Source organism: Pseudomonas sp. PDM24 (genome assembly GCF_019218905.1).
In the GTDB taxonomy this organism is placed as follows: domain Bacteria; phylum Pseudomonadota; class Gammaproteobacteria; order Pseudomonadales; family Pseudomonadaceae; genus Aquipseudomonas.
Genome location: NZ_JAHUWR010000007.1, coordinates 250,623 through 276,536, shown reverse-complemented (window position 1 = coordinate 276,536; position 25,914 = coordinate 250,623). Strand labels below are relative to the sequence as shown.

Annotated in this window: 21 protein-coding genes; 7 read left to right on the top strand and 14 right to left on the bottom strand. The window is 58.4% G+C overall.

Annotation, left to right across the window (positions count from 1 at the left end; all coding sequences use genetic code 11):
• Nucleotides 1-22 precede the first annotated feature (22 nt).
• The 3 genes from KW837_RS22975 to KW837_RS22965 all read right to left on the bottom strand — a co-directional run bounded on the left by KW837_RS22975 (nt 23) and on the right by KW837_RS22965 (nt 3,227).
• Entirely contained in the window at nt 23-1,012 is a 990-nt protein-coding gene (locus KW837_RS22975) for an alpha-ketoacid dehydrogenase subunit beta (RefSeq protein WP_218398723.1), read from the bottom strand.
• Nucleotides 1,005-2,099: a pyruvate dehydrogenase (acetyl-transferring) E1 component subunit alpha gene (pdhA, locus tag KW837_RS22970; protein ID WP_218398722.1), complete on the bottom strand. Its 1,095-nt coding sequence runs from the start codon at nt 2,097-2,099 to the stop codon at nt 1,005-1,007. The genes KW837_RS22975 and pdhA overlap by 8 nt, the downstream gene beginning before the upstream one ends.
• Nucleotides 2,100-2,207: 108 nt before the next feature.
• Nucleotides 2,208-3,227, bottom strand: a complete 1,020-nt coding sequence (locus KW837_RS22965) for a Glu/Leu/Phe/Val dehydrogenase dimerization domain-containing protein (RefSeq protein ID WP_218398721.1) — start codon at nt 3,225-3,227, stop codon at nt 2,208-2,210.
• Between the two features lie 183 nt (nt 3,228-3,410).
• Here KW837_RS22965 and KW837_RS22960 point away from each other — a divergent pair, with 183 nt between their 5' ends.
• Nucleotides 3,411-4,214 carry a SirB1 family protein gene (locus KW837_RS22960; protein ID WP_218398720.1) on the top strand — a complete coding sequence of 268 codons (804 nt, stop codon included), beginning with the start codon at nt 3,411-3,413 and terminating at the stop codon, nt 4,212-4,214.
• A gap of 244 nt (nt 4,215-4,458) precedes the next feature.
• Here KW837_RS22960 and maiA read toward each other — a convergent pair whose 3' ends face one another.
• From maiA to hmgA, 3 genes are read right to left on the bottom strand one after another with little or no spacing between them, the layout of a single operon-like run.
• Nucleotides 4,459-5,094, bottom strand: coding sequence for a maleylacetoacetate isomerase (gene maiA, locus KW837_RS22955; RefSeq protein WP_218398719.1), 636 nt, complete (start codon nt 5,092-5,094; stop codon nt 4,459-4,461).
• 12 nt (nt 5,095-5,106) lie between these two features.
• A complete protein-coding gene (fahA, locus tag KW837_RS22950; protein ID WP_218398718.1) occupies nt 5,107-6,411 on the bottom strand; it encodes a fumarylacetoacetase in 1,305 nt (434 codons plus the stop codon).
• 2 nt (nt 6,412-6,413) lie between these two features.
• Complete coding sequence (gene hmgA / locus KW837_RS22945; protein ID WP_218398717.1) at nt 6,414-7,718, bottom strand: homogentisate 1,2-dioxygenase; 1,305 nt, start codon at nt 7,716-7,718, stop codon at nt 6,414-6,416.
• 164 nt (nt 7,719-7,882) lie between these two features.
• Here hmgA and KW837_RS22940 point away from each other — a divergent pair, with 164 nt between their 5' ends.
• Nucleotides 7,883-8,662 carry an IclR family transcriptional regulator gene (locus KW837_RS22940; protein ID WP_218398716.1) on the top strand — a complete coding sequence of 260 codons (780 nt, stop codon included), beginning with the start codon at nt 7,883-7,885 and terminating at the stop codon, nt 8,660-8,662.
• A gap of 17 nt (nt 8,663-8,679) precedes the next feature.
• Here KW837_RS22940 and KW837_RS22935 read toward each other — a convergent pair whose 3' ends face one another.
• The 4 genes from KW837_RS22935 to KW837_RS22920 all read right to left on the bottom strand — a co-directional run bounded on the left by KW837_RS22935 (nt 8,680) and on the right by KW837_RS22920 (nt 18,171).
• A complete protein-coding gene (locus KW837_RS22935) occupies nt 8,680-12,126 on the bottom strand; it encodes a dermonecrotic toxin domain-containing protein (protein WP_218398715.1) in 3,447 nt (1,148 codons plus the stop codon).
• Nucleotides 12,127-12,290: 164 nt separating this feature from the next.
• Nucleotides 12,291-14,846, bottom strand: coding sequence for a LuxR C-terminal-related transcriptional regulator (locus tag KW837_RS22930; protein ID WP_218398714.1), 2,556 nt, complete (start codon nt 14,844-14,846; stop codon nt 12,291-12,293).
• 140 nt (nt 14,847-14,986) lie between these two features.
• Nucleotides 14,987-16,354, bottom strand: coding sequence for a DUF1329 domain-containing protein (locus tag KW837_RS22925; protein WP_218398713.1), 1,368 nt, complete (start codon nt 16,352-16,354; stop codon nt 14,987-14,989).
• Between the two features lie 23 nt (nt 16,355-16,377).
• On the bottom strand, nt 16,378-18,171 hold the full coding sequence (locus tag KW837_RS22920) for a DUF1302 domain-containing protein (protein ID WP_218398712.1): 1,794 nt from the start codon (nt 18,169-18,171) through the stop codon (nt 16,378-16,380).
• 373 nt (nt 18,172-18,544) lie between these two features.
• Here KW837_RS22920 and KW837_RS22915 point away from each other — a divergent pair, with 373 nt between their 5' ends.
• The 3 genes from KW837_RS22915 to KW837_RS22905 all read left to right on the top strand — a co-directional run bounded on the left by KW837_RS22915 (nt 18,545) and on the right by KW837_RS22905 (nt 21,283).
• Complete coding sequence (locus KW837_RS22915) at nt 18,545-18,754, top strand: hypothetical protein (protein WP_148050134.1); 210 nt, start codon at nt 18,545-18,547, stop codon at nt 18,752-18,754.
• A 253-nt stretch (nt 18,755-19,007) separates the two neighbouring features.
• A complete protein-coding gene (locus KW837_RS22910) occupies nt 19,008-21,029 on the top strand; it encodes an S-type pyocin domain-containing protein (RefSeq protein ID WP_218398711.1) in 2,022 nt (673 codons plus the stop codon).
• Entirely contained in the window at nt 21,026-21,283 is a 258-nt protein-coding gene (locus KW837_RS22905) for an immunity protein (protein WP_218398710.1), read from the top strand. The genes KW837_RS22910 and KW837_RS22905 overlap by 4 nt, the downstream gene beginning before the upstream one ends.
• Nucleotides 21,284-21,327: 44 nt before the next feature.
• Here KW837_RS22905 and KW837_RS22900 read toward each other — a convergent pair whose 3' ends face one another.
• The 4 genes from KW837_RS22900 to KW837_RS22885 form a co-directional block, all read right to left on the bottom strand.
• Nucleotides 21,328-22,239, bottom strand: a complete 912-nt coding sequence (locus KW837_RS22900; protein WP_063341524.1) for an SDR family oxidoreductase — start codon at nt 22,237-22,239, stop codon at nt 21,328-21,330.
• A gap of 122 nt (nt 22,240-22,361) precedes the next feature.
• Nucleotides 22,362-23,264: an alpha/beta fold hydrolase gene (locus tag KW837_RS22895; RefSeq protein ID WP_218398709.1), complete on the bottom strand. Its 903-nt coding sequence runs from the start codon at nt 23,262-23,264 to the stop codon at nt 22,362-22,364.
• Entirely contained in the window at nt 23,265-24,047 is a 783-nt protein-coding gene (locus tag KW837_RS22890; protein ID WP_218398708.1) for a class II aldolase/adducin family protein, read from the bottom strand.
• A 167-nt stretch (nt 24,048-24,214) separates the two neighbouring features.
• The gene (locus KW837_RS22885) at nt 24,215-24,670 is read right to left on the bottom strand and encodes a flavodoxin (protein WP_218398707.1); all 456 of its coding nucleotides are present in this window, start codon (nt 24,668-24,670) and stop codon (nt 24,215-24,217) included.
• Between the two features lie 103 nt (nt 24,671-24,773).
• On the opposite strand from KW837_RS22885, the gene KW837_RS22880 reads away from it, so the two are divergent.
• Together KW837_RS22880 and KW837_RS22875 are read left to right on the top strand one after the other, a co-directional pair.
• Complete coding sequence (locus tag KW837_RS22880) at nt 24,774-25,250, top strand: PAS domain-containing protein (protein WP_218398706.1); 477 nt, start codon at nt 24,774-24,776, stop codon at nt 25,248-25,250.
• Between the two features lie 54 nt (nt 25,251-25,304).
• The gene (locus KW837_RS22875; RefSeq protein WP_007901651.1) at nt 25,305-25,910 is read left to right on the top strand and encodes a hypothetical protein; all 606 of its coding nucleotides are present in this window, start codon (nt 25,305-25,307) and stop codon (nt 25,908-25,910) included.
• Nucleotides 25,911-25,914: the final 4 nt, after the last annotated feature.

Genomic DNA, 25,914 nt, shown 5'->3' with positions numbered 1-25,914 from the left:
CTCCTCGGCCTCAGGCGTCTGTTCAGGGGTAGTGCTGCATGACGGTGTCGCAGGCATGAAGAATGTCTTCGATGCCGGGCATGTACAGCGATTCCAGTCGATACAGCGGCGGCGGAATGTCTGGCGCGGTGACTCGCTGGATCGGTGCCTGCAACTCCAGAAACACCCGTTCGTAGAGACTGGCGGCGATTTCCGCGCCGACCCCGCAGGAGCGCGGCGCTTCATGCACGATCACGCAACGACCGGTCTTGCGCACCGAGGCTTCCATCGTGTCGAGGTCCAGCGGTTTGATACTGGCGACATCGATCACTTCCGCCGAGACGCCCTGCTCGGCCAGTTTCGTGGCGGCTTGCAGGGTTTCCATCACGCTGGCGCCCCAACTGATCAAGGTAATGTCGCTGCCTTCACGCAGGGTGAAACAGCTGTCCAGCGGCAAGCGTTTGCCGTCATCCAGCAGCGGTTGCGGGTTCATTCGATAGAGTCGGGTCGGTTCGAGAAATATCACTGGATCCGGGTCGTCGATGGCTGCGAGCAACAAGCCATAGGCCCGGGCCGGCGAGGACGGGATCACCACCCGCAGCCCCGGAATGTGCGCGAACAGCGCTTCAGTGCTTTCGCTGTGATGTTCCGGCGCGCGAATCCCTGCGCCCATGGGCGAGCGCATCACCATCGGGCAGGTAATCCTCCCGCGCGTGCGATTGCGCATGCGGCTGGCGTGGGACACCAGGTGCTCCATGGTGGCGTAAATAAACCCCATGAACTGGATTTCCACCACCGGTTTCAGGCCTTGGGCCGCCATGCCCACCACCAGCCCGCCGAGCATGGTTTCGGCCAGCGGCGAGTCGATCACCCGCTTGAAACCGAAGGTGTCGCGCAGGCCCAGCGTGGCGCGGAACACGCCACCGTTTACCCCGACGTCTTCACCGAGGACGATGACGTTCTCGTCCTCGCTCATGGCCCGATGCAACGCAAGATTCACCGCTTCCAGCAGCGTCACTTTGCCGTTACTCATGGCCCGAACCTCCCGTCCGTCGCGCCACCCGCTCCAGAAATTCTTCGCGCTGTTCGGCCAGGGCTTGCGGCCATTGGGCGTAGACATGATCCATCACCGATTCCGGCGCCTGCAGGCCCGCCGCTTCGAAGTTATCCACAGCACGCTGCACCAAACCCTGGCATTCGCTGATTAGCGCCTGTTCGCGGCCTTCGTCCCACACACCCTGCCCGGCCATAAACCGTTGCAGGCGTTTGATCGGTTCTTCGAGCCAGGCCTGCTTGACCTCGTCCGCCGACCGGTAGCGTGTGGCATCGTCGGCGGTGGTGTGATCGCCGAGCCGATAGCTCAGGCATTCGAGCAACACCGGGCCTTTACCATGACGCGCCCGTTCGAGGGCGGCTTGCACGCGGTCGTAAACGGCGAGCATGTCATTGCCGTCGACTTGCTCCCCGTGGAACCCGGCGCCAATGGCTTTCTGCGCCAGCGTCGGAGCGCCGCACTGGATTCGTCGCGGCACCGAGATCGCCCATTGGTTGTTGTTGACCATGAACACCACCGGCAACTGCCAGGCGCCAGCAACGTTGAGGGCTTCGAGGAAATCACCTTTGCTGGTTCCGCCGTCGCCGCAAGTGGTGACGGCGACCCGATGCTCGCCGCGGATCTTGAAGGCGCTGGCGACGCCACAGGCATGCAGGGCCTGGGTGGCGATCGGCACGCAGATCGGGAAATCCTGGGCCACCGCCGGGTCGGCAAAGTCGCTGCCACGCTCGTCGCCGCCCCAATACAGCAGGATTTCTTCCATGCGTACACCGCGCATCAATTGCACAGCGGTGTCGCGGTAATACGGGATCAGCACGTCTTCGGCGTGCATCAGGCTGCCGACCGCGACACCAATGGCTTCCTGGCCCAGGGTCGGCGCGTAGGTGCCGATGCGCCCAGTGCGTTGCAAGGCGACAGCTTTCTGATCGAAAAGGCGGGTCAGGACCATCTGCCGATACAGACGCGTCAACAGATTGAAATCGTCGGCCCAGGCGGGAAGATTGCCGAGTGGCAGGCCATCAGGGGATAAAAATCGGGTGTAAGGCAGCTCAACCTTGTGAAGCATCACAGGGCTCCTGGCACGCGGGGTCAGCGTGCGATTGTCAGGCCCGACGTTTGTGGCGCAGGGCTTGGGGAGCAACGGCCGGATAGGCTCTCACTCCTTTCAAACTTTTCACCGGTACAACACTTTCTCCGCCAACTCATCCGCCACCCGGGCCGGAGAGCGCTTTTCCGCCTGGGCATGGGCGAAGACTTCGGTCAGCCGTGAACTGATTTTCGACAGGTGCGCGGTGATGGTCGTCAGCTCTTCCCCGCGGTGTTTGAGCGACACGTAGATCAGCCCACCGGCATTGATCACGTAATCGGGCGCATACAAAATGCCCCGGCGTTCCAGTTGATCGGCGATTTCCAGATGGATCAGTTGGTTGTTCGCCGAACCGGCGACCGCTGCGCAGCGCAGTTGCGACACACTGTTGGTGTTTAGCACACCGCCCAGGCCGCAAGGCGCGAGTATGTCGCACGGTGTGCTGAGCAGTGCATCGTTGGCGATTGGATGAGCACCCAATTGCTCCATGGCCAGCTGCACCTTTCCATGATCGATGTCGCTGACCAGCAGCTCGGCACCGGCGGCGTGTAGCTGTTCGGCCAAGGCATAACCGACATTGCCCAGGCCTTGAATGGCTATGCGCAAGCCTTCGAGATTATCGCTGCCCAAGCGGGCCATGGCGGTGCTGCGAATACCAGCGAATACGCCCATGGCGGCATGCGGTGCAGGGTCGCCCGCGGCGGTGGTGCTGGTAACGAACTGCGTCTGTTGGGCGATGCAATCCATGTCCGCCACCGAAGTGCCGGCGTCGATGGCGGTGATGTAGCGACCGTCGAGTTCGTTAATGCGGCGCCCGAAAGCTTCAAATAGCGCGGCGCGGTTTTCCACATGGGCCGGGCGAACAATCACCGCAACGCCACCACCCTGAGCCAGGCCAGCCAGGGCCGCCTTGTAACTCATGCCTTGGGCAAGGCGCACAGCATCCTCGATCGCGGATTCATCGCTGGGGTAAGCAAGGTAACGACACCCGCCCAGGGCAGGTCCCAGACGGCTGTTGTGGATGGCAATCACCGCCTTCAACCCGGTGACCGGATCGACGCTCAGGTGCAGCGATTCAAGGCGAGTGCTTTGCATGAGAGCGAACATCGTAGGGCTCCCGAATCACTTCTTGTAGTCGCCAGTATAAGCTTGTGCACAAAAATTGCAGAAACGCCCCGGAATAAGCGGCGTCGCTTTAGAGGCTTTCGGACATAACCTGCTAGCGCCTGTGCCCGACACTGGACGAAAGCCTGAGACGGGGCTAAAACGAGGCATTCCCCGGAGATTTTGATGACCCCGCGCCAACGTTTTTTCGACTGTCTGCAACGATCACCGCCCGCGCTGTTCGAGGCGGCACTGTGGATGGCCGTCGAACACGATAAGGAACTGAATCCCGAGACGGTGCTGGCGGATTTCAAGGACCTGCAACAGCGGGTCAGCTACGGGTTGCCGATGCTGCCGGTGAGTGAATTGGCCCAACCGTTGTTGCGCCGAATGAATGACCTGGGGTTCGCTCAGGACGACTCCACGCCCTTGCGTCCGCAAGTGGCGTTACTCCATAAAGTGCTGGAGCGTCGGCGGGGCCAACCGCTGGTGCTGGGCCTGATTGCGCTGGAACTGGCCAGAAGGCTGGAGATTCCCATGGTCGGGGTCAACTTCCCCGGGCATTTCCTGCTGCGGGTGCAAGGCGCCGATCATCTGCTCGACCCTTGCGGCGGGCGACGGCTATACCCCAACGACTGCCGGGAGTTACTGCAACGCCAGTACGGCCCGAACATGCAGCTCGGCGCCGAGCATTTACTGACAGCCGAACCGGTGCAGATGCTGCAGCGGCTGTCGCGCAACCTGCGCCAGTTGTACCTCACGAATGATGACTACATCGACGCCCTGATCGACGCCGAGCGCGTGCTTGAATTGGGCAACGCCAGCGCCTCCGACTATCTGGCCCGGGCCAGTCTCTACCAACGACTGGACTGCCCGAATGCCGAGCGTTTTGACCTGGAGCACGCGCTGCTGCTCTGTGACGACCCGATCCAGCGGATTCGCCTCACCGAACGGCTCGGGCATTTGCCACCCAACTCGGTCGTGCACTAATCACCCCCCGTTGTAGGAGCGAGGCTTGCCCGCGAAACAGACGCCTCGGTCCATCAGGAATACCGCGTTATCGTTCTTCGCGGGCAAGCCTCGCTCCTACAAAGGTCAGATGCGATCCAACCGATATCACCGCGCCATGTAGGAGCCAGGCTTGCCGGCGAACCAGACGCCTCGGTCCATCAGGAGCACCGCATTATCGTTCTTCGCGAGCAAGCCCGCTCCCACATTAGGTCTATGTGAGCCATTAAGGGGTGTCGGGCTGATTTGCCGGATGGGCCAGGAAGAAGGCGGGGTGTGTCGCCGCCAGCGCCGCCACTCGACGAATTCGCGGGTAGGCCTCAAGGGAAATATTGAAGCGCTCGGCCGCATACAACTGCGGGATCAAATAGACATCCGCCAGCCCCGGCTGATCGCCAAAGCAGTAACCGGTGTCACCGATCAACTGCTCCACCGTCGCCAACCCTTGCCTGATCCAGTGACCGATCCACTCAACCACCTGCGGCTCATCGTGCCCCAACTGCCGAAGCTGATTGAGCACGCTGACGTTGTGCAGGGGATGAACATCGCAGCCGATCACCGCCGCCACGCCACGCTCATGGGCACGGGCGACGAGGTCCTTGGACAGCAATGGCACCTGTGGATAACGCTCCTCCAGATACTCGATGATCGCCGGTGACTGGATCAGCAACTCGCCCTCATCAGTGCGCAAGGCCGGCACCCGACCTTGGGGGTTGATGCCCAGATAGGTCGGCTGCCGATGTTCGCCACCTTGCGGCGCGATCAGGTTGACCGGCAGCGCCTGGTAATCCAGCCCCTTGAGCGCCAACGCAATGCGCACCCGGTAGGACGAAGTCGAACGATAGTAGGTATAGAGTTCCATGACCCGATCCTCTTAGCGTGCTGGCAGCACTTTGCCGCGGCATTCGCCGAAACCGATGGAAGCAAAACCCTCGCGGCTGCAACGTGCGCGCAGAATGATTTCGTCGCCGTCCTCAAGAAATTTACGCACCTCGCCCGAGGCCAGTTCGATCGGCTTTTTACCGCCCTCGGTGATTTCCAGCAAGCTGCCGAACTGACCGTTTTCAGGACCGGACAGCGTGCCCGAACCGAACAGATCACCGGCCTGCAACTGGCAGCCGTTGACGCTGTGGTGCGCAACCAGTTGTGCGACGGTCCAGTACATGTGTTGTGTGTTGCTGAGGGCCAGGCGATGGGCTGGCAGATGTTGCTCGCGCATCGATTCGGTCAGCAGCAGCACTTCGAGTTCGATGTCGAAGGCACCGGCAGCCTGATCACGTTTGTCGAACAGGTACGGCAGCGGCTGCGGATCGCCTTCCGGGCGCGCAGGTTGGGCACGGCGGAACGGCTCCAGCGCTTCGGCCGTCACCACCCACGGCGAAATGCTGGTGATGAAACTCTTGGACAGGAACGGACCCAACGGCTGGTATTCCCAGGCCTGGATGTCTCGCGCCGACCAGTCGTTGAGCAGGCAGAAACCGGCGATGTGGTCGGCGGCGTCACCGATGGCGATGGAGTCGCCCATCGCGTTGCCCTGACCGATCCAGATACCCAGTTCCAATTCATAGTCCAGACGTGCGCACGGACCAAACGTCGGCTCGGTCTGGCCGGCCGGCAGGGTCTGGCCTTTCGGCCGACGCACGTCAGTGCCGGACGGGCGAATGGTCGAGGCACGGCCGTGGTAACCAATCGGCACGTACTTGTAGTTCGGCAGCAACGGGTTGTCCGGACGGAACAGTTTGCCGACATTCTGCGCGTGCTCGATGCCGACGTAGAAGTCGGTGTAGTCGTTGATCTTCGCCGGCAAGTGCATTTCGCAATCCGCCGCCAGCGGCAGCAGTTTGGCGCCTTGGGCTTCGATCTTGCCGTGCAGGGTGCTGCCTTCCTTGAACAACTCGATCAAGCGTTCACGCAAGGCCACGCGTGCCTCGCGACCCAGTTCGAAAAACGCATTCAGCTGACCACCGCGGGTGGCTTCGACAGCTTTCTTCGCAATGCCATCGAACAGCCCGGCATCCAGTGCCGCTTCCAGATCAAAGATGTGGTCGCCGATCGCCACGCCACTGCGCGGCGCGGAGCCCTTCACGCTGAACACGCCCAACGGCAGGTTCTGCAGCGGAAAATCCGCGTGGCCGTTGGCGGAGGCAACCCAGCTACGAGTGATGGAAGTCTGAGTCATGGTTATCTCCGGGTCGGGTCGAAAGTCGCGGGCAGCGTGGCCCAGCAGGCGTCGTAATTGTTTTGCAATTGTGGGCAATCCAGGGCGAATCGGCTCGGGCGCAACACTTGGCTGGTCTCGAACATGAAAGCCATGGTGTTGTCGATTTTAGCCGGCGCCAGTTCCGCGTTGATCGCCTTGGTGCAGGTTTCGCCGTCGGGGCCGTGGGCGCTCATGCAGCTGTGCAACGAAGCACCGCCGGGCACAAAGCCTTCGGCCTTGGCATCGTATTCGCCCTGGATCAGGCCCATGAATTCGTTCATCAGGTTGCGGTGGAACCACGGTGGACGGAATGTCTTCTCGGCGACCATCCAGCGTGGCGGGAAGATCACGAAATCCAGGTTGGCCAGACCGTGCACGCTGGTCGGCGAAGTCAGAACCGTGAAAATCGATGGGTCCGGATGATCGAAACTGACCGTGCCGATGGTGTTGAAGCGGCGCAGGTCATATTTGTACGGCACGTTATTGCCGTGCCAGGCGACCACGTTCAGCGGCGAATGATCGAGCTCGCAACCCCACAACTGGCCGAGGAATTTCTGCACCAGGGTGGTCGGTTGCTTGAGGTTTTCGTAATGGGCCACCGGCGTCAGGAAGTCTCGCGGGTTAGCCAGGCCGTTACTGCCGATCGGCCCCAGGTCCGGCAGGCGCAGAGGGGCGCCATGGTTTTCGGCGATGTAGCCGCGGGCTTGCGGGTCGAGCAGTTCGACGCGAAATTTCAGCCCGCGAGGCAGAACGGCGATTTCCAGCGGTTCCAGTTCCAGCACGCCCAGTTCGGTGGCGATGCGCAGGCGACCCAGTTGCGGCACCAGCAGCAATTCGCCGTCGGCGTTGAAGAACACGCGCTCCATGGAACGGTTGGCGCGGTAGTTATAGATGCTGATCCCGGCCGGTTTTTCCATGCCTGAGTTGGCAGCCATGCTCACCAACCCGTCGATGAAATCGGTCGGCTCGGTCGGAATCTCCAAGGGATTCCAGCGCAGGCGATTGGGGGTCACTTCACCCAACGGGCCACCGGCCAATTGCCGATCCAGTTTGACGAATGCCGGGTGATTGGCCGACGGCTGAATCCGGTACATCCAGGTACGCCGCGCTTCGCTGCGAGCCATGGTGAACGCAGTGCCTGAGAACAATTCGGTGTAAAGACCGTAAGGGGCTTTTTGCGGGGAATTCTGGCCGACGGGCAGTGCGCCGGGTAACGCTTCGCTGCTGAATTCGTTACCAAAGCCTGACTGATAAGCCAGTGCTGGCGCCGTTGAATCGAGGTTCATGGAGCCTCCTGAACGGGAGTTGGCAATGGCCTGTCACTCTGCTGAAGAGATCTTGGCACGCCAGGGTTATTTTTATCGTAATTCAATTACGCATAACGTAATTTGATTGGTATTGACCGTCAAGCTATAAAGACGCCCATTCGTCCCGGGATCACACCGCCTCCATGACCAGCGAAAGCAACGGTAAACAGAAAGTCCGCTCGGCCGAGGTCGGCACCGACATCCTCAAGGCGCTTGCCGAGCTGTCGCCATCCACCTCGCTGTCGCGTCTGGCCGAACACGTGCAGATGCCGGCAAGCAAGGTTCACCGTTATCTACAGGCGCTGATCTCCAGCGGGTTTGCCGAGCAGAACACCGCCACCAACCATTACGGCCTGGGCCGTGAAGCGCTGCGGGTCGGCCTCGCTGCCCTGAACAGTATGGACGTGCTGAAAGTCGCCGCCCTGCCCTTGGCCGAACTGCGCGACGATCTGAATGAGACCTGTTTTTTGGCAGTGTGGGGCAATCAGGGCGCGACGGTGGTGCACATCGAACCGGCGGTGCGCGCGGTGACGGTGGTCACGCAATTGGGCTCGGTTCTACCATTGCTCAGTTCGTCGACGGGGCTGGTGTTCAGTGCCTATTTGCCCCACCGTGAAAGCGATGAGTTGCGCGATCTCGAAGTTCGCGCCGTCGACGTTCATCCGTTGGCCGATGAGCAGGCTTACGCCACATTGTGCGAACAGATCCGCGAACGCGGCTTGCACCATGTTCACGGCTTGCTGATGCCCGGCGTGGATGCGTTGTCGGCACCGGTGTTCAATGCGGTTGGGCAGGTGGCCGCGGTGATGACCATCGTCGGCCCGGCCTCGTTGTTCCATGCCGATGAAAACGGCCCTGCGGCGCAGCGGTTGTTGGCGGCGACGCGGGCCGTGAGTTGGCGGATGGGGTATCAGCCTGAGTAACGGCTGACCCGGCAGGATCAGTCTGTGATTCGGGTTTTACTGTCCTGAATCAGGTACGTGGACGTCACCGCAGTGACATAGCCAGCGCCCACCGGAACGCCGGTCGCGGTCGACAAAATTTCGGAGATGTCCTTGATCTGCAACAACAGGCCCACCGCCGAAGTCGACGTGCCAACCCCCGCCACGAAGCCCACATACGCGAGGATGGTGCTTCTCCAGGCCGAGGCGAGGTAGGCTTTGCCGGCATCTTCATCGCCCAGACTGTAAGCAATCACACCCTGAACGATCGAACGCGTGATACGCAGGACGCTGACCACCATAGCCACTGGAGGGATAAACAGCGAGATGACATCCACCACCAGTTCTGCGCCGATCATCACATTACGCCAGAAAATTTCCGCACGCGTGCTCGTCTGATAGTCGACGTCATAGATAAGCCGCAACACCATACTGTGGTATTCGAACTTGAAGTGGGTCACAGGGTAACTGTCTCGCAAACTTGGCGTCGGCAAGGCACCTGAAGCGTTGCGGCAGTTGTCGATATAACGTTGCACTACGCCTCTGTCTTCCAGCCTGACAAGTCCGGCAACATGAATACCCAGTGCGCCTCCCTTTAAGCCCTGAGTCAACGACTCAATGGGACGAAATGCCAGGCCATCCGGTGCTTTCGGAATGTAGATCAGGTATTCCAACCTGCCAGCCACCTTGCGCCCGAACGTATAGGCCCCCTCCAACCGTCGCCCCTCGAGCGCCAGCGTATAAACGCCTTCGCCTGGCACCCCCCCCGTCTGCAACGGAAGCGTATTGTGAATACGATCATGATCCAGATCCTCGATCAGCCCCTTGAGCCAATTGAAGTGCTCACCGGAAAGAGAGCCCTGCATTTTTTGTGTCAATGCCGCCCTGAGCATTTCGTTCTGCACGGTCTTGCAGTAAAGCTTTGCTTTCAGATCATAAGAAGGCGTTGCCAGAAAATCCTGCCGTAGATACTGCTCATATTTCTCGCCCGGCATTAACTTGATCAGCGCAGTGACAGTGGCCTCATTCAAGCGCCCCAGCGACGAGTTATCCATGGAACCGAACCACACCGTTCCATCAGCACGCCAAATCTGCCACTGAATGAACACATTGGTGAGTGTCATATAGTCGTGTCCACGCAACTTGACGCTCACCCGATCCGGGTCGATTTCCGGATGTGGGCCGGATCGACGCAGATAATCGTTCAACGCCTTCATGACCAGTTTGCGTGAGAAGACGGCAAGCGTTTCGATATGCAGTGGTTCTTTTGATACCTGGTAGATGGCTTTGAAATCTGTGTTCAGCCTTGTGAAAAGTTCGCGATCTTGTGGCGCGGCCTTCCTGTACCAGCCGGGTGTGACCACTTGTTCTTCGGCAATTTCCCAGCCGACGATGTTATGGATGGCGCCCATCAACGGTCCGTCTTCCGTCGCCCATTTCACCAAAGTGACACCACCCCACCACCACTGCTGGTACACCGTCGCCGGCTCGACTTCAGATAGATATCTCTTCACGAGATCCGCACGATCCATGCTGAAAGCCTGCCCGATCAGGAAGTCACGATCGCGCTGCTCGAACCCCCAGCGGATGAATTGACGTTTGAGCGCCGTCAGATCGGGGAACTCATACCATTGCTGCCCCGTCGGTGCGCCAGGCGCATAGAGCACATGCATCGAAAAATCAGCCATTGCACCTCTGGCACGGTAAACGATCATGTCTTTAAACGGCCGGTAGTGGCTGCGAAAAGCAACGCTGTATGCCTCCACGCCCGGATCGCCAAACAGATAGCGCTGCGCGATGTCCTGTGCTTGGGGGCTGATATGTTTTTGAAGCAACGCGGCGAAGTTACTCAGTGCAATCTGTTGACTCAATACTTCTCGCAGGGCGTCTTTAACTTGCGGATCGCTGAGGCGATAACTTCGTTCACTGGCGTATTCCAAACGAAGATCAAATTGCCGGATGGCCCTTTCGATATTGGACTCTGACAGTAGTGTGTTGTCGTGAAATTCTTCAAACTGAATCGTGTATTGCCCTGCAACATCATGCACACCATACATGAACAGCTGTGTCAGGGTTTTACGCTGGACATGTTCGATGTGCCTGGCGCCCATACGCACCGAATGCTTTACCGACACCCAAACAGTATCGGGATCAACGCGATTTAGATTGCGATCGCCCTGGGAGATATGTTCTTCAACGACACGCCGCACATAGTCCTGAAAGGAGGACAGCCCCCCCATCGCCTCATGCAATGCCACCTGGCTTCTGAGCAACGCCTGTTCCAAAGCGGCAAATGTTTTCTGATGGGTGGTGGAAGTGTCCTTCAGCCATTGGGGCCTGGCGTTCATCGTCATCAATGCGAGCAGACGTGCGGTGCGGCTCTTGGCATAACCGTTCAACTCATCCAGACGTTGAGTCTGCTCAATGGATTGGACGATGCCTGGCAGATCCGCATCTGGCTCCAGCAAGCGGCGAATGCCATAAGCGACGTCACGCCGTTGTTTATCCAACAGGTTGTCGATGGCAACCTGGAAAATTTCGCCATGGGTTTTTAAATAACGGATATCAGGAACACTTATGACCTGTTCAGCGTCCTCCAGTGAAATATCTTTGAGCAACTGCGCCCGGGTTTTCGGATCGCTCAGGCGCTGCTCCAGCGAGCGGTGCATTATTGCCGACGTCTGGAACGTTTCCAGCCCGTTCGTGGGGGTGTAAAGGATGACCCAGTCATCATTGGCAGGTACAAGTTCATCGATGGACCGGCCACTTAAATACATGACAAAACAACAAGCCAGCGTTGCAAATCGTCCGTTTTCCAGCTCCAGAGAAAGACTGTAAGCCGGCGTCTGGGAATTGCCCCTGATGTAAACTTCGTAGCTCTTTTCTACTTCCGACCTCACCCCTTGCATTTGTACCGTTGCTTTCAACTCTTGCCAGAAAAGCGCCGCATACACGTCCCGCAGATCACTGCTGCGAGAGACCGATTCACGACCTTGGGCATCCTTGCCCAGAGGTGCCGCCCAGTGTTGCCCCAGAACTTGCGTGTATTTTTGCGCCAGTGTACCCAGCACATCGCCGATCAGCGCCCCCAGAACAACCACGTCCAGACCGTCGACCCGGTCCAACTCATCCGTGGAGCCGGACCAGTCATAGACGCCGTACTGACTCGCGTCATAAACAGGAGCGCGCCCACGACTCAGACACTCCATGAATACGTCCAAGAACAGACCAGTCGGCTCCTGATTCACAATGCCTGAACGTCGGGCATTGATGTAAGTCCTGCTGATGTAGACCTCCGGCAACAGTTGCTGAAGTTCCTTTAACAAAACGTCTTGCACGATTGATTTAAACGATGGGGTTTTGTTGAGCACTTCTTCCAGCGCGGTAAAACCTTCAACCACCTTCCCAAGATCTTCCTGTGTAAACGGTATTTCCTGAACGCTCATATACATATTCCATTAATGCACCTTAAAAACCAGACAACGAAACATTGCCTGAACCAGTGCAATTAACTTAACGCATTCAAAACCAACAGTAATACCCACCACTCTTTGCAAAACATTAAACACCCAAGACATCAAAACAGATTCACAACATAATTAAAAAACAATTAACCGCACAACCCCAGCATTCTTGCCCTTGCCACTGCGTGCGTCCTGCGTTCGACCCCTAACTTTCCATGAATTCGCCGGACATGTGTTTTAACGGTATGCAATGAGATGAATAACTTATCGGCTATTTGTCGGTTCGAACTTCCTGACGCAATCAACTCAAGCACTTCCAACTCCCTCAGGCTCAGTGGACTTTCATTAATATCCTTGTCAGAAAATGGCTCGTTATTATCGATCATGTGCAGTTCCGACAAGAAACCGGGACAACGCCTGTTCAACTGCGCCAACAACGGCTGCAAGTTACAACGGTTCGCCTTCGCTACGCCTTTTTCGAAAAACTGCCGGGCATTCCCCTGTTCGCCCACCATGAAGGCCGCCTCGGCCATCGCCAGCAGAAGCTCGGCTTCCAGGCTGATCATCCCGTTCGCTTGTGTGTTCTCAAGCAGGGTGGCGAGTCGAGCCAAGGGATCCTCCACCCGTTGCAGTTTGACCTCGGCCAGAATCAACAAATACTCAATCCGCGGAATCAACTCCAGTGTCGCCGGTGGGGCCTGCCGGGCCTGTGGCCCCCGATAATGGTTGAGCACCCGGCTCAACGCCTCACGGGCCAGTTCGGGACGCCCCTGTTGCAACCAGCACTGACTGCTGACCTGCAGCAGAGCACCACGGTAGACCGTGTCCGGAATCTGCCGCTGCTGCATCAATCGCTCGGCGTCGCGCAGGCGGACGAAGGCTTGGGCGTAGTCGCCCTGATTGGCCGCCAGTTGTGCCTGCCCGAGAAAACCGTACAGCGCACGTTTGTCATGATTGCGTACGCAGTCCTCCAACCCGGCCTGAAAAAAATCCGCGGCCTGTTCATCCAGCCCCTGACACAAGGCCAGGCGCCCTCGACGCAAGGCAATTCGCCCCAGTAGAGGCACTGCGCGGTCAGATTGCAGGCAAAGCAATTCATGCATATTGGCGAGCAGACTTTCAGCCCGCACCGCCGCACCCCGTTGCTCCAGCAATTGCGCATGATCGAGTTCCATCAAGCCCTCGAACACCAGCGAACCTTGCGCCCGCGCCAGGCACAACGCCTCGCGGTTATGGGCTTGCGCGACGTCGAGTTCGCCCCTTAGCAGGGCCTGTTGCGTCAGACCGGACAAACACATCAGGCGCGCCGTCCAGCATTCAGGATCGAGGGCGCTCAATGCATCAAGAAAGTGCGCACGCGAAGACTCCATTCGTCCCTGCAAATGCAGTAACCAACCCTGCAGGGCCTGCCAGCGTGCAATCAGTTGACGCTGAAGCACTGCCGAGGGTTGAGGCGTGAAATGCGCCAAATGAGCAATGCACAGAGTCGCTTGTTCAAAGCGTCCGGCGAACAACAGCGCAGCGGTAATCAAGCCCACCAACTGCGGACTCCCCAGCGTCAGTTCTTCGCCTTGCTGCTCATGCAAACGCAGCAACAGCACGACCATTTGCTCTTCGAACAAGTGCTCGAAACTGAAGTGCTGCAACAGGCTGACCGCCACCTCGTATTCCTCGGCGAGCAAGGCCTGTTCGAAGGCTGATTTCCAGTCCTGTTCAGCACAGAACCACTGGCATGCACGCCGATGCCAAGAGCGTCCCGCCGGCCATTGTTCATCGCGCAACAACTGCGTGAACGGGGTGAAAATCTGCAGCCAGTCGCTGGAGTCCCCCCAAGGTTCGATAAAACAGCCCAGCGCTTGCAAGGTCCGCAAGTATTGAGCGCCCTCCCCGGCCCCGAACAGGTGATCGCACAATCGGGCATTGAAGCGGGGCAAGTGGGCCAGCACGCGCCAGACCTCGCTCAACTCAGGCGTCAGCGAGCTGAACAACTCATGCCCCAGGTAATCGAGCAAGGTGGCCGCCCGTCCCAGGGAGTTGTCCTGACGTGACCAGTCGCACTTCTGCAGCAATGCAATCCGTACACCGGCACACCAGCCGCCGGTGCGCTGGATAATCCGACTGGCCACCTTACCGGCTTGCTCGGGTACCCAGGGCTGCAATATCTGCTCGACTTCACCTTGGGTGAACGCCAGCGAAGGGCTCTCGCACTCGTACAACTCAGCGTCGAGCAGCAATCTTGGCCAGTTGCATGGCGGCCGGCGGCGGGCACCCAGCCACCAGGTCAGCATCGGGCTGCTGATCGCCAACATGCGATCCAGTAACTGATCCAGCTCCGGGTTCGGCAGACGGCAATAGTCATCGAGAAACAGCCAAGTCGGCGTCTGCAGTCGCGCCAGATCGCCCAGCAACCCGGTCTCATCCGATGAGGCCAGTCCCAACGTTTCTGCCAGACGCCTACGAAAATCCGCCGCGCTCGAGGCCACGCCAGACATTGGCAACCAATGCACCCGGCACTGGGTTGGCGCCTGCAACAGGCATTCGGCGAGCAACGCGCTCTTGCCACTGCCGGCGGGTGCGCAGAGTAATTTCACCCGGGCCGTCGAAGCCAATAACGGCTCGCTTAAACGAGCCCGCGACAGGTGATGAGAGGACAGGCGGGGCAGGAATCCAGAACGGTCCAGACACGGAGTCATGGCGGTCATTGCGGCGTGCCTTTTTATAATTGTCCGGCCACCCTAGCCCTCTATAACCCGCTTGTTGAGAAGTATTCAGGACGCTGATTGGCGCCCATAAAAAAGGCGACCCGCAGGTCGCCTCTGGTGATGCCAATGTATCAAAACCCTTACCGAACGCCCTCGGCGCGCAGGGCCGACGGAGTGTAGTCCGCTGACTTGGCGTCGAAGCCGAATTCGAAGCTGTGCTTCTCTTCGTTCTTCATGCCCAAGGCAATGTATCGGCCGGCAATGATGTCGTAGAGCGCCTCCAGGGTGTAGGCCGGCGTCTGGTGATCGTAGTAATACTGGGCGTGACCTTCGGCCACTCGCCACAGTTGACCGCGACCGTCGTAGTGATCCGCCAGCGCCACTTGCCAGCTGTCTTCGTCGAGGTACATATGGCGTTTGGCGTAGATGTGCCGTTCGCTCGGCTTGACCGTGCCGACCACTTCCCAGACCCGGTGCAACTCGTAACGGGTCAGGTCCTGATTGATGTGCCCGGCCTTGACCACGTCATCGTACTTGAGGCTCGGCGAGTCGAGTTTGTAGCTGTTGTAGGGAATGTACATTTCCTTTTTGCCGATCAGTTTCCAGTCGTAGCGATCCGGCGCACCGGAGAACATGTCGAAGTTATCCGACGTGCGCAAACCATCGGCGGCGGTGCCCGGCCCGTCGTAGGCCACTTGCGGCGCGCGTCGTACCCGACGTTGACCGGCGTTGTAGATCCACGCCAGACGCGGCTCTTTCACTTGGTCGAGGGTTTCATGCACCAGCAACACGTTACCCGCCAACCGCGCCGGCGCGGTCACCGACTGTTTGAAGAAGGTCAGTACGTTGGCGCCTTTTTCCGGGTCCAGGTCCTTCATCAGTTGCGGTACGGCGATCTCTTCCTCGAAGCGGATCGGCGTGTAGCTGCCATTGGTCTGCGGGGTCACCTGAGTGATGATGCGGCGCAGGTTGCCGCCGTGATAACGGGTGATGTGGTTCCACAGCACCTCGACGCCGTTCTTCGGAATCGGGAATGCGTAATAGCGATTGCCGGTGAAATTGGCCAGGCCGTTACCGTCGTTGATGCTGTTCACATTCAGCGCGCTGCGCTTGGCCGACTCGTAGATTTCCGCCGGCAGGCCCACGGTGCGATGGGTCGCGTAGACCGGGATCTTGTAGGTTTCCGGGTAGCGCTTGAACATCGCCACCTGCCCATCCGAAAGCTTGTCCTTGTACTTATCAACAGTCGCGGCGGTGATGGTGAACAACGGTTTTTCGTTGGCGAACGGGTCAGCCAGGAAGCCTTTGCTGTCGACAGCGCCGGCGTTTTTCGGGATGCCACCGGTCCAGGCCGGGATCGAGCCGTCGGCGTTGCCGGCCTTCTCGGCGCCCAGCGGCGTGAGTGTGTTGCCGAGCTTGTTGGCTTCTTCCGGCGAGACCGCCGCCATCACGTTGGCGGCCAGCAGGCTCAGGGCCAGGGCGCCGCATTGCAGAATCATCTTGCGCATTAACATCATCCTTCTCAGCCAGATCAGAAGTTCACACCGAAGCTCAGCGCCAGGAAGTCACGGTCTTCCAGGACGTTGTAGTCACCGCCGAAGAAGTCGGTGTAACTGAGGCTCGCGGTATAGGTGTTGCGGTAATCGGCATCGACACCGACGCTGACCGCCTTGGCGCCTTCGTTGAACAGCCCGTTGGGACCGTAGCCGGCGACGTCATGGGACCAGGACAGGTTGGGTTTGAGGTTGATCCCGCCGATCACGTTGGCGTAATCAAGGATCGCCCGGGCGCGGTAACCCCAGGAAGTTGAGGTGACGAAGCCGTCGGTATCGCCGCCGAAACCGTACTGGCCGTAAACCGAATCGCGGCCATAACGCAGCTTGCTTCGCGACTCCAGACCACCAACCCGTACCACCGCTGCTTCACCCACCAGGGTCAGCCGTTGGGCGCCCAATACCTGGTCGAAAAAGTGCGTCAGGGTGCTTTGGACCTGGGTCACTTCCTTGCGGCGATAACCCGTGTTGTCGGCACCTGGCCGGGTCGCGACAGGCGATGCGGCGCCGCCGGCGATCGGGTTAAGCAACGCCAGTGTCAGGTCGTTGGTATTGACCTGCACCGGAGCGTTGGGCCGGTAGCTGATTTCGCCGGTCCAGGCAGTCCCGGTGGGCAAAGTGGTGGAGAAGCTTGCGCCGTACAGACGAATGTCTTCCGGGTATTCGAGGTAATACTGGCCGCGCCCGAGCATCACGCTTTGCGCCAGGCCCGAGCCGCTGCCCGGGGCCAGACGGTTGGCAATGCTGACCATGCCCGGCAGGCTGGCCAGTGTGGACAGCCCGGCGGTGGTGGTGCCGACGGTCGGTGTGCGACTGTGGTAGTTCATGAAGTAGAGGCCGTATTCGGTGTCGTCACCGAGCCAGCGCAAGGCGGTGCCCCACTGCCCTGAATCCCGGGCATCGCGGTCGCCGCCACGGGGCACGATGACGCCCTCACGGGTGACCTGAATAGGTTGGCCAAAGGCTGACGCCAGCGGCGCCAACGGCGCAATCGCCGGGCTGCCGACGGTATAACCGTTGTTGCAGCCGTCCGCCGCCACGTCGACGCCGAAGAAAGTGCCGCAGTTGTCGAGAACGGTCTGATCCCACTCCAGTTGGTAGAAACCTTCCACCGTGAGCTGATCGGTCAGGCCCTGGGAAGCGAACAGCATGTTCACCGGAATCAGGCCTTCCTTGATCTCCGCCCCCGGACGACGGAATGCGGAAACGTCGACCGGGTTGATGCTGTTGATCGAGTTGCCGATGAAGGTACTTTCACCCCAGCTGACCACCTGCTTGCCGGCGCGCACGGTGCCCGGCAGATCGGCGATGGAATAGTTGTGATAGACGAATGCATCGAGGATCTGTGCGCCCGAAGACTTGGCGCCTTCTTTGCGACCGCTGTCGCTGATCTGTTTGAACTCGCGGTCTTCGTCCTTCAGCTCGAAGTCGTACCAGTACTTGCCACGGACGAACACGCCTGTGTCGCCGTATTTCAATTCGAGGTCGTGGATACCTTTGAAGATCTTGGAGAAGGTCTCGCCTTTCTTGAAGTTCAGGCGCCCGTCATCACCGGTCGAAGACTGGCCGGTACCGCCGTTGACGGTGCCCACCAGTGACTTGTCGGCATCGCGCATGCCCCAGCTCGCGCCGACCGACAACGAGGAATCGAACTGCCCCTCGATTTCGCCGATGTTGAATGAAACAGCCTGCGCCTGGGCACAGCAGCCCAAGGCCACCGCAGCGGCCAGCGCTTGCGGTTTGAAGATGGCGCGCATTGTTGTTTTTGTCATGCGTCTTCCCCGGTGAGTGACAGAAGGCCCCACCCTACTGCCGCACGCCGGGAGCGATAAGCGCACCAAGGAGGTATTCGCGTTGTCCCTCCAAAGGATGAATGCCCGCATGGGACGGGGGTTTGCGCGAGGTATGGATGGGCTGGATGGAGGGTTATCAGTGCAGCGCATGGGACAGGGTGAAGCCGGGGTGCGTAGCAGGCGCTCGCTTGTAGCAGCTGCCGAGCTCGCGAGGCTGCTACAAGTGTCAGCCTGCGACTGTTGCTCAGCCTGCAACAGTGCATGTCTGGAATCGCTATTTTTCCTTTGCGCTCAAGCCCTTATTCTTGCCGGGCTTTCACGGCAAACGGCCTGAAAGCACGAAGCGACGGGGATGATTGACCCACCCCGTTGGCGACAGATTCCAGATGATTTGAAGCGTATTTTTTCGACTCATCGCCCCCTGTTCACTGACGTTGATTTATTGCTCCTTGATCCACGTCTTGCTTTGGCCGCTGCGTTTGCAGCGGCCTTTTTTATGGGCGATGGTTTTGTCTGGCAATCAGGCTTCATACAAGTATTCCTACAAGATGTTTCGCTGTAGCAGGTAAGAAAAATCCTCTTCAAGATAAAGACATTTCTAATTATTTATTCAGTCAAGGAAACTTCTCTCGACTATACGAGTGGTTCCCTACGTACTTCTCGGACCCATGACTTCCAATTCCACTGTAACGTAAAGCAATAACTTATCAATCAATGGAAGAGCACTCTCTACTGCGACAAACCAGAATATCTTCTGAAACCTATATCCATTGATCACATAGAAACCCTGAACAGCAAATTCAAAGGAATTGAATATGCAGAAACCGCCATTAATTCTTGATGCAACACATATTACTGCAGAGGCCCCAGATAACTGGGACCCCTTTAAGGACACCACGCAGGGCTATTCATTTAGCGGTATGTTCGGGCCGGCAGGGGCCAACCATAAAACCCGCGAAATAATGTACGGCACTCAGATAGCCCTTGAACAAGAGTTCGGTGCAAAGTCCACATTATTAGCACAATCAATTGAGGCCGAGCTGGCCTCGACACGGCTGGAAGGCCCAACGCATCCTCTATCGCCGGCGGCGGCATTGATTCGCGAACTGGGTGTCAGAAACACGCTGATTCAACGCAAGACTGCAGAACTTCACGGACAGACCGCCATCGCCAACCGCTTTTATGGAAGTGATCCGATTGGCAAAAACTTCAATGATTTTCTGAATCGGGCCTCAGCTATCCGGCGAGCGGACCGGTCAGCCGCAGTACGGGAGTTGTGGAGCCAATCCTACCGGGCAGCTCATGAAGCGAGGCTTCTGAGCCAAGCCATCCAGCTTCTCAATCAGCAACAGGTCAACGTGCTCAACTGGCTGGCTGCTGTGCAAGCCGAAGATCAGGCGCGAATGGCAGCGGAGCAGGAAGCCCGACGGATCGCCGCCGAGTTGGCACGGATCAACGAGCAAGCTGAGGCCCTTGCTCGAGAGCAGGCACGCCTTGCAGCGCTGGCTGAGGATCAACGACTGGCTACCGAACAAGCGCTCGTTGCCGCCGAAGCCGCCGCACGACAAGTGGCTGTCGAACAAGCACGGCTTGCAGCACTGGCTGAGGCTCAACGTCAGGCAGAACTGCTTCGTGTTGAAGCTGAACGGCAGGAGCACGAGAAACAGCAAGCGGCTTCAGCAGCCCTGCGGGTATATCCCGCTATGGGAGCGACAGCCTCTTCCAGCCCGGTATTTTCCTTCGCCTCGACCGCCGTCATCCTCGCTCCCGAAACATCGGCCGCGATAATCACCGCACTGCGTTCGGCATTGCAGGTGGCAACTGCGGCAGGCGCCGCGACACTGGGCTTGGCACTGATCGGTTTCGCCGCTCTGCTGACGCCTTCGCGCCTGGGAAACGGCGAACGCTTTACGATGAGCGTACCGCTCGCGGAACTGACGTCAGAAAGCGCACAGTCACTGCGAGCGATCGCGGACCGGCAAGGAACACTGGATCTGCCGGTCGGGATTGGCTACAGACCCATCGGCTCAGGCGCAGAGGTGTTTGTCATCACGGCCGACGGGTTCGACATTCGCCCCAGCGTTCCGGTGAGGCACGCAACATTCGATGCGCAGAACAACGTTTATCGGCTAGGCCTGCCTGACTCGCCAACCAATACCCTGACCTGGACACCCGCCGTCACACCGGGTAACAGCTCGACCGAACGGCCGATTGTTCAGGCTGATACGCCGACGTATCCCGGAATCCCGATCGTGCCCCTCGAAGGGCGTCTGGATTTGCATCCCATACTGGTGGAGGGTTGGGACAGGTCCATCATCGTCTTTCCAGATGATTCGGGTATTGCGCCGCTGTATGTCGTTATCAGCAGTCCCTATCAAGGGGCTTCCGTCAAAGGTAAATACAGCGGGCGTCTTTTCAATCCGGAGCAGGCGGGAGGGCCGATACTGGATCTGGACTGGCGCACGGCTGTCATTACCCAAACCGGAATTGATGCTGTGAAATTACACATCGCACGACTCGATCAATCCGATGCCAATGACATGATGGTGCAACGCCTTGAGAAAATCCTTAACGGATACTCGCAGCTCACTGACACGGATCTGCGCTACTACACTCATGAGATGAGGGAGCTTGAGAGGTTTCGAGCGCTGGGGCTCAGCGATGACTTCAAACCCGACAAAGATTTGCCGATCTGGAACAACGCGCACACGGCGACCCTGGAAGACTTCAAGCTTCATGATGATGAGTCGTTGCTCTACACAAAAGACGCCATAACGGCTGCGGATAGACAAGATGAAATATTTTTCAAGAATTTTTTGAAAGGAGGCAAACAGTGAGCATCGTCGAGCAAGTAGTTAAAAATGAAACAGTAGAAGATGTCTTGACCGTTTTCGCACTCGGTTCCGCTATTCCATCTCTAGACAGAATGTTTGGACGCTATCGACATGAAGTCATTGAAAGTGGCGAGCTGCTGAAAACCTATGCAAGGCTTTTCGAGGAGGGTGTACTGGCCAACGGTGAAGGCCCTGTCGCTATCAAAGGCCCGAACTGGAAAGCTCCCAAGTTCATGATCGAAAACAAATACTCTTAACTAGCAATTCGGCCACCAAGCCTCAGCTTGGTGGCCCCCTCCACTTAAATCGAATACTTCTGCAAGTTCTCCATCATTTCCTTCAGCGCCTCAATATTGTCCTTCGGATGCGCGGCCCCCTCAAAATCACAAATCTGCTGCCAATGCGCCGCCACATCTTCCGGAGAGAAACCAACCCGCGGATCAAACCCGGCGCCCAGGCTGCGCTCCCAGCGCACTTTGCCCATCCAGCCGCCACCCACTTCGAATAGCCCCGAAGTTTCCTGGCAATGTTCGCTGGCCAGGTACACCACCAGCGGGCTGACCAGTTCCGGTTTGAGTTGCTCGAACACGTGTGGCGGGATCAGGCCTTCGGTCATGCGGGTGCCGCCGGTCGGGGCGATGGCGTTGACCAGGATGTTGTTCTTGCGGCCTTCGATGGCCAGTGTGCGGGTCAGGCCATAGAGGCCGAGTTTGGCCATGCCATAGTTGGACTGACCGAAGTTGCCGTAGATACCCGAGGTCGAGGCAGTGAAGATCACGCGGCCATAGTTTTGCTCACGCATGTGCGGCCAGGCGGCGCGAGTGACCTTGTAGGCGCCTTCGACGTGGACGCGGTAAACCAGGTCCCAGTCGCTGTCGTCCATTTTGTGAAAGGTCTTGTCTCGCAGGATGCCGGCGTTGTTCACCACAACATCGACACGGCCGAATGTGTCGAGGGCGTGTTGCACGATTTTGTCACCGTCGGTGACGGAATCGTGGTTGGCTTCGGCGGTGCCGCCCGCTTCGCGAATTTCTGCGACCACACGATCGGCAGCCGATGCATTGGCGCCTTCGCCTTGAGCCGAACCGCCGAGATCATTGACCAGCACTTTGGCGCCCTGCTTTGCGAACAGCAGCGCGTGCGCCCGCCCCAAACCACCGCCCGCACCGGTGACGATCACCACTTTATCTTCGAAGCGCACAGACTCATTCATGGGGAACTCCAGCAGGCCAAGGGACATTGCAAGGGATAATGAGTGCGAGTGTCAGCCACAGCGCTGCCGGTCACAATGAACACGGGGGCGGCTGAATGGTGCGCAATAAGGCAGCGGGATAGTCAGGAACACGCCACTTTACGCGGCGGTGAAACCAGCCGGTCGCGAAACTCCAGATAGTGCTTGAGCACCTGCGCCGGCGCTTCGATCTGCGGGTAATGGCCGATTTCAGGTAGCAGAATGGTGTCCGGGTCGGGAATCAGTTGCCGATAGCGCGCCACCATGTGCGCGCCAGAAACCGGATCGACCTCGCCATCGATGACCCGCAACGGCACCTCGCCACGCTGCATGGCACTGACCCAACGTTCACGCTGGACACGGCGCTGCGGGATATAACTGATCAATTTGTGCATGATCCGTTGCCCGTGATTGCTGTCGACCAGGCTCCAGAAATCATCCAGTTCACTTTCCGTGGGCCGGGTCTGCGGACCGAAGACCTGCTGGAAACTCTTCACCAACGCGTCTCGGGTAAAGGCTCGCCCGATCATCCAGCCCAAAGGGCTGAGCAGGAGTTTTTGCATCAACACCGGGTGATGGGTTTCGGGAAACAGCCCGCCATTGAGGAACACGCAACTGGCGATATCAGCGCGCGTTTCATAGTGCCGGGCCAACAGCTCCTGGGCCACGCTGTCGCCATAATCGTGTGCCAAAATGTGAACGGGTTGGTCAACGTTCAGATGCGCCAGCAAGGCCTGTTGCAAATCGGCCTGTGCCAGCAGGCTATAGTCGTCGTTCACCGGTTTGGCCGAATCGCCGAAACCGAGCATGTCGCAGGCAATCACCCGATAGCGCTGCGCCAGTGGCTGCCACAGGTAATGCCAGTCCCAGCTGGCGGTCGGGAAGCCATGGATCAACAACAGCGGTTCGCCTTGCCCCGCGGCCCAATAGCGCAGGGGCTGACCGCGGAATACGAACGTCTGGCCGCGTTTGCGCCAGACACATAAAGGAATCTCGGCGAGGGCCATTTAGAGTTTATAACCGGGGTCTTGTTTATCGAGTTTGCGCAGCAGCGCCGGCCAGGCCAGCGCGCCGCCCATCCCTTGAGCACTTTTGGTGACACCGGCGATCATCGCCTTGGCACCCGCCAGAATCTGCGGTTCGATGGCGATCAGCTCCGCACCACCGTTCTGCGCCAGCACTTGAATCTCGCAGGCGCGCTGAAAGGTAAACATCATCAGGAACGTGTCGGCGATGGTGCCGCCACAAGTCAGCAGACCGTGGTTGTGCAGCATCAGGAAATTGCTTTCTCCGAGGTCGGCTTGCAGTCGCGCCTTTTCTTCATGGTTCAGCGCAACGCCTTCGTAGGCGTGACAGGCCAGGCTGGAAAGGACGAACAAGGACTGCTGACTGATCGGCAAGATGCCCTGCTTCTGCGCCGATACCGCCACCCCCGCCGCGGTGTGGGTGTGCAGTACACACACAACATCATGACGGACTTCATGCACGGCGCTGTGGATGGTGTAACCCGCCGGGTTGATCTCGTAAGGGCTGTCCATCAACTTGTTGCCGGCCTGATCGACCTTGACCAGGCTCGACGCGGTGATTTCATGGAACATCAGCCCGAACGGGTTGATCAGGAAGTCTTCAGTGCCCGGCACCTTGGCGGAAATATGCGTGAAAATCAGATCGTCCCAGCCGTGCAAGGCCACCAGACGATAACAGGCGGCCAGATCGACGCGGGTCTGCCATTCGGCGGCACTGACTTTGTCTTTGATGCTGTGTGGCGATTGGACGGGGGCTACGCTCACGGCAAGGATTCTCTTTTTTATTTTTCTGGGTTTTTATTGTTTTTTGCTGCGTTACAGCAGTCTAGTCAGCCCCCGGACTTCGTGTAGTTGCATTGGCAGCCAGCTTGATGGCCGAGCGAGTCAGTGCGCGGGTGAGTCTGGATCCATTGTCAGAGCACCCGCGAACGTCAGCCTCGCAGTGCGCTGACCAGTTCCGCCAGCCAAGGCTCGGCGTCGGTTTCCGGCGTCACGGTTTCGCTGGCGTCCAGGCGCAGCATCGGCAGGACTTCACGCACGCCCATCTCACCGAACAATTCACGCATTTGTTCGCCGCCGCCGCAGAACGTATCGCCATAACTGGAGTCGCCCAAACCGAGCACCGCGCCCGGCAAACCACGCCAGGCAGCGGGCAATTGATCGCGGATGGAGAAATACAGCGGCTGCAGATTGTCCGGTAATTCGCCCATGCCGGTGGTCGAGGTCACCGCCAAAAACGCTTCGGGGCCAAAAGCTTGAACATCGGCGAGGGTCGCACGCGGGTTGTACAATGTTTCAAAACCGGCGGCGTTCAAAATGCTTGCGGCGTGACGGGCGACTTCTTCAGCCGTGCCGTACACCGAGCCGGAAAGGATGGCGACTTTCATCAATCTGATCCTGAATCTAAATAAAAGTAGGAGATATTAACAGCACCGCCCTCATTGATCTTTTAGAATGCAGCGTATCAATCAATACGCAAAGGACTCTGCGATGATCAATGCCCAACTGCTGCAAATGGTGATCAACGCCTCCAACGACGGCATCGTGATTGCCGAAAAAGAAGGCGAACAGGACAACATCCTGATTTACGTAAACCCGGCATTCGAGCGCCTGACCGGTTATTCCAGCGAAGAAATCCTCTATCAGGATTGCCGTTTTTTGCAGGCAGGGGACCGGGATCAGCCAGCCCTCGCCTTGATTCGGCAGGCGTTGGGCAGTGGCGGCTCTTGCCGGGAAATCCTCAGGAATTACCGCAAGGACGGCACTCCGTTCTGGAACGAACTGTCGCTTTCCACGGTAAAAAACCCGCTCGACGGACAGACCTATTTTGTCGGGGTGCAGAAAGACGTCACGGTTCAGGTCAAGGCGCAGCAGCGAGTCGCGCAGCTGGAAGCGCAATTGGCCGAGGCACAGGCAGAAATTGCCGCACTCAAAACGACGAACGGCTCAAACCAATCTGCGAATTAGTGGTCATTTACTACAATCACCGATGACTTTGTAATTATTTCTTTCGAGCAAACCATGCAGCGCGACGCACTCCTGACGCAGGATGAGCTGGATTTTATCCAGAACATGCAACACAACCCGCAACTCAATGTGCGGGATGCGACGTCGAGTCTGCTCGTCAACGGTGGCTCGCAGATTCGTGACTTGCTCACACGCCTGGCTGCTCATGAACAAGTCACTATCCAGGCCAATTTCGAAAATCAGCAAATGACCTTCCCGCTGCACTTGGTGGAAGATGAGTTTCACGCCATGCATCTACGCCTCGGCGTCCCCAGCATCTATGAAGACGGGCCGATGATTCGGCCATGGCGCCTGGTTTTAGAAGAGCCCGTGGCACTGGAAAATGCCAAGGGCCAACCCGGCACGATGTGGGTGCATGAAATATCGTTCAAAGGGGTTTTGCTGGAGGTTCGCAACAAGACCAAGGCGCCGAAGCATTTCGCGTTGTGGTTCAGCCCGTCAGGTTATGAGCGGATTGCGTTGCGCGGCACCTTCGAGCGTGAAACCGAGCAGGGTTTCTACGCCTACGAATTGAGCCAGAGTGACAAGGACGAAACCGAACGTCTGCGTCAGTACATTCTTCAGCAACATCGCCTGACCCATCCTGCCCTGCATATCTGATCTT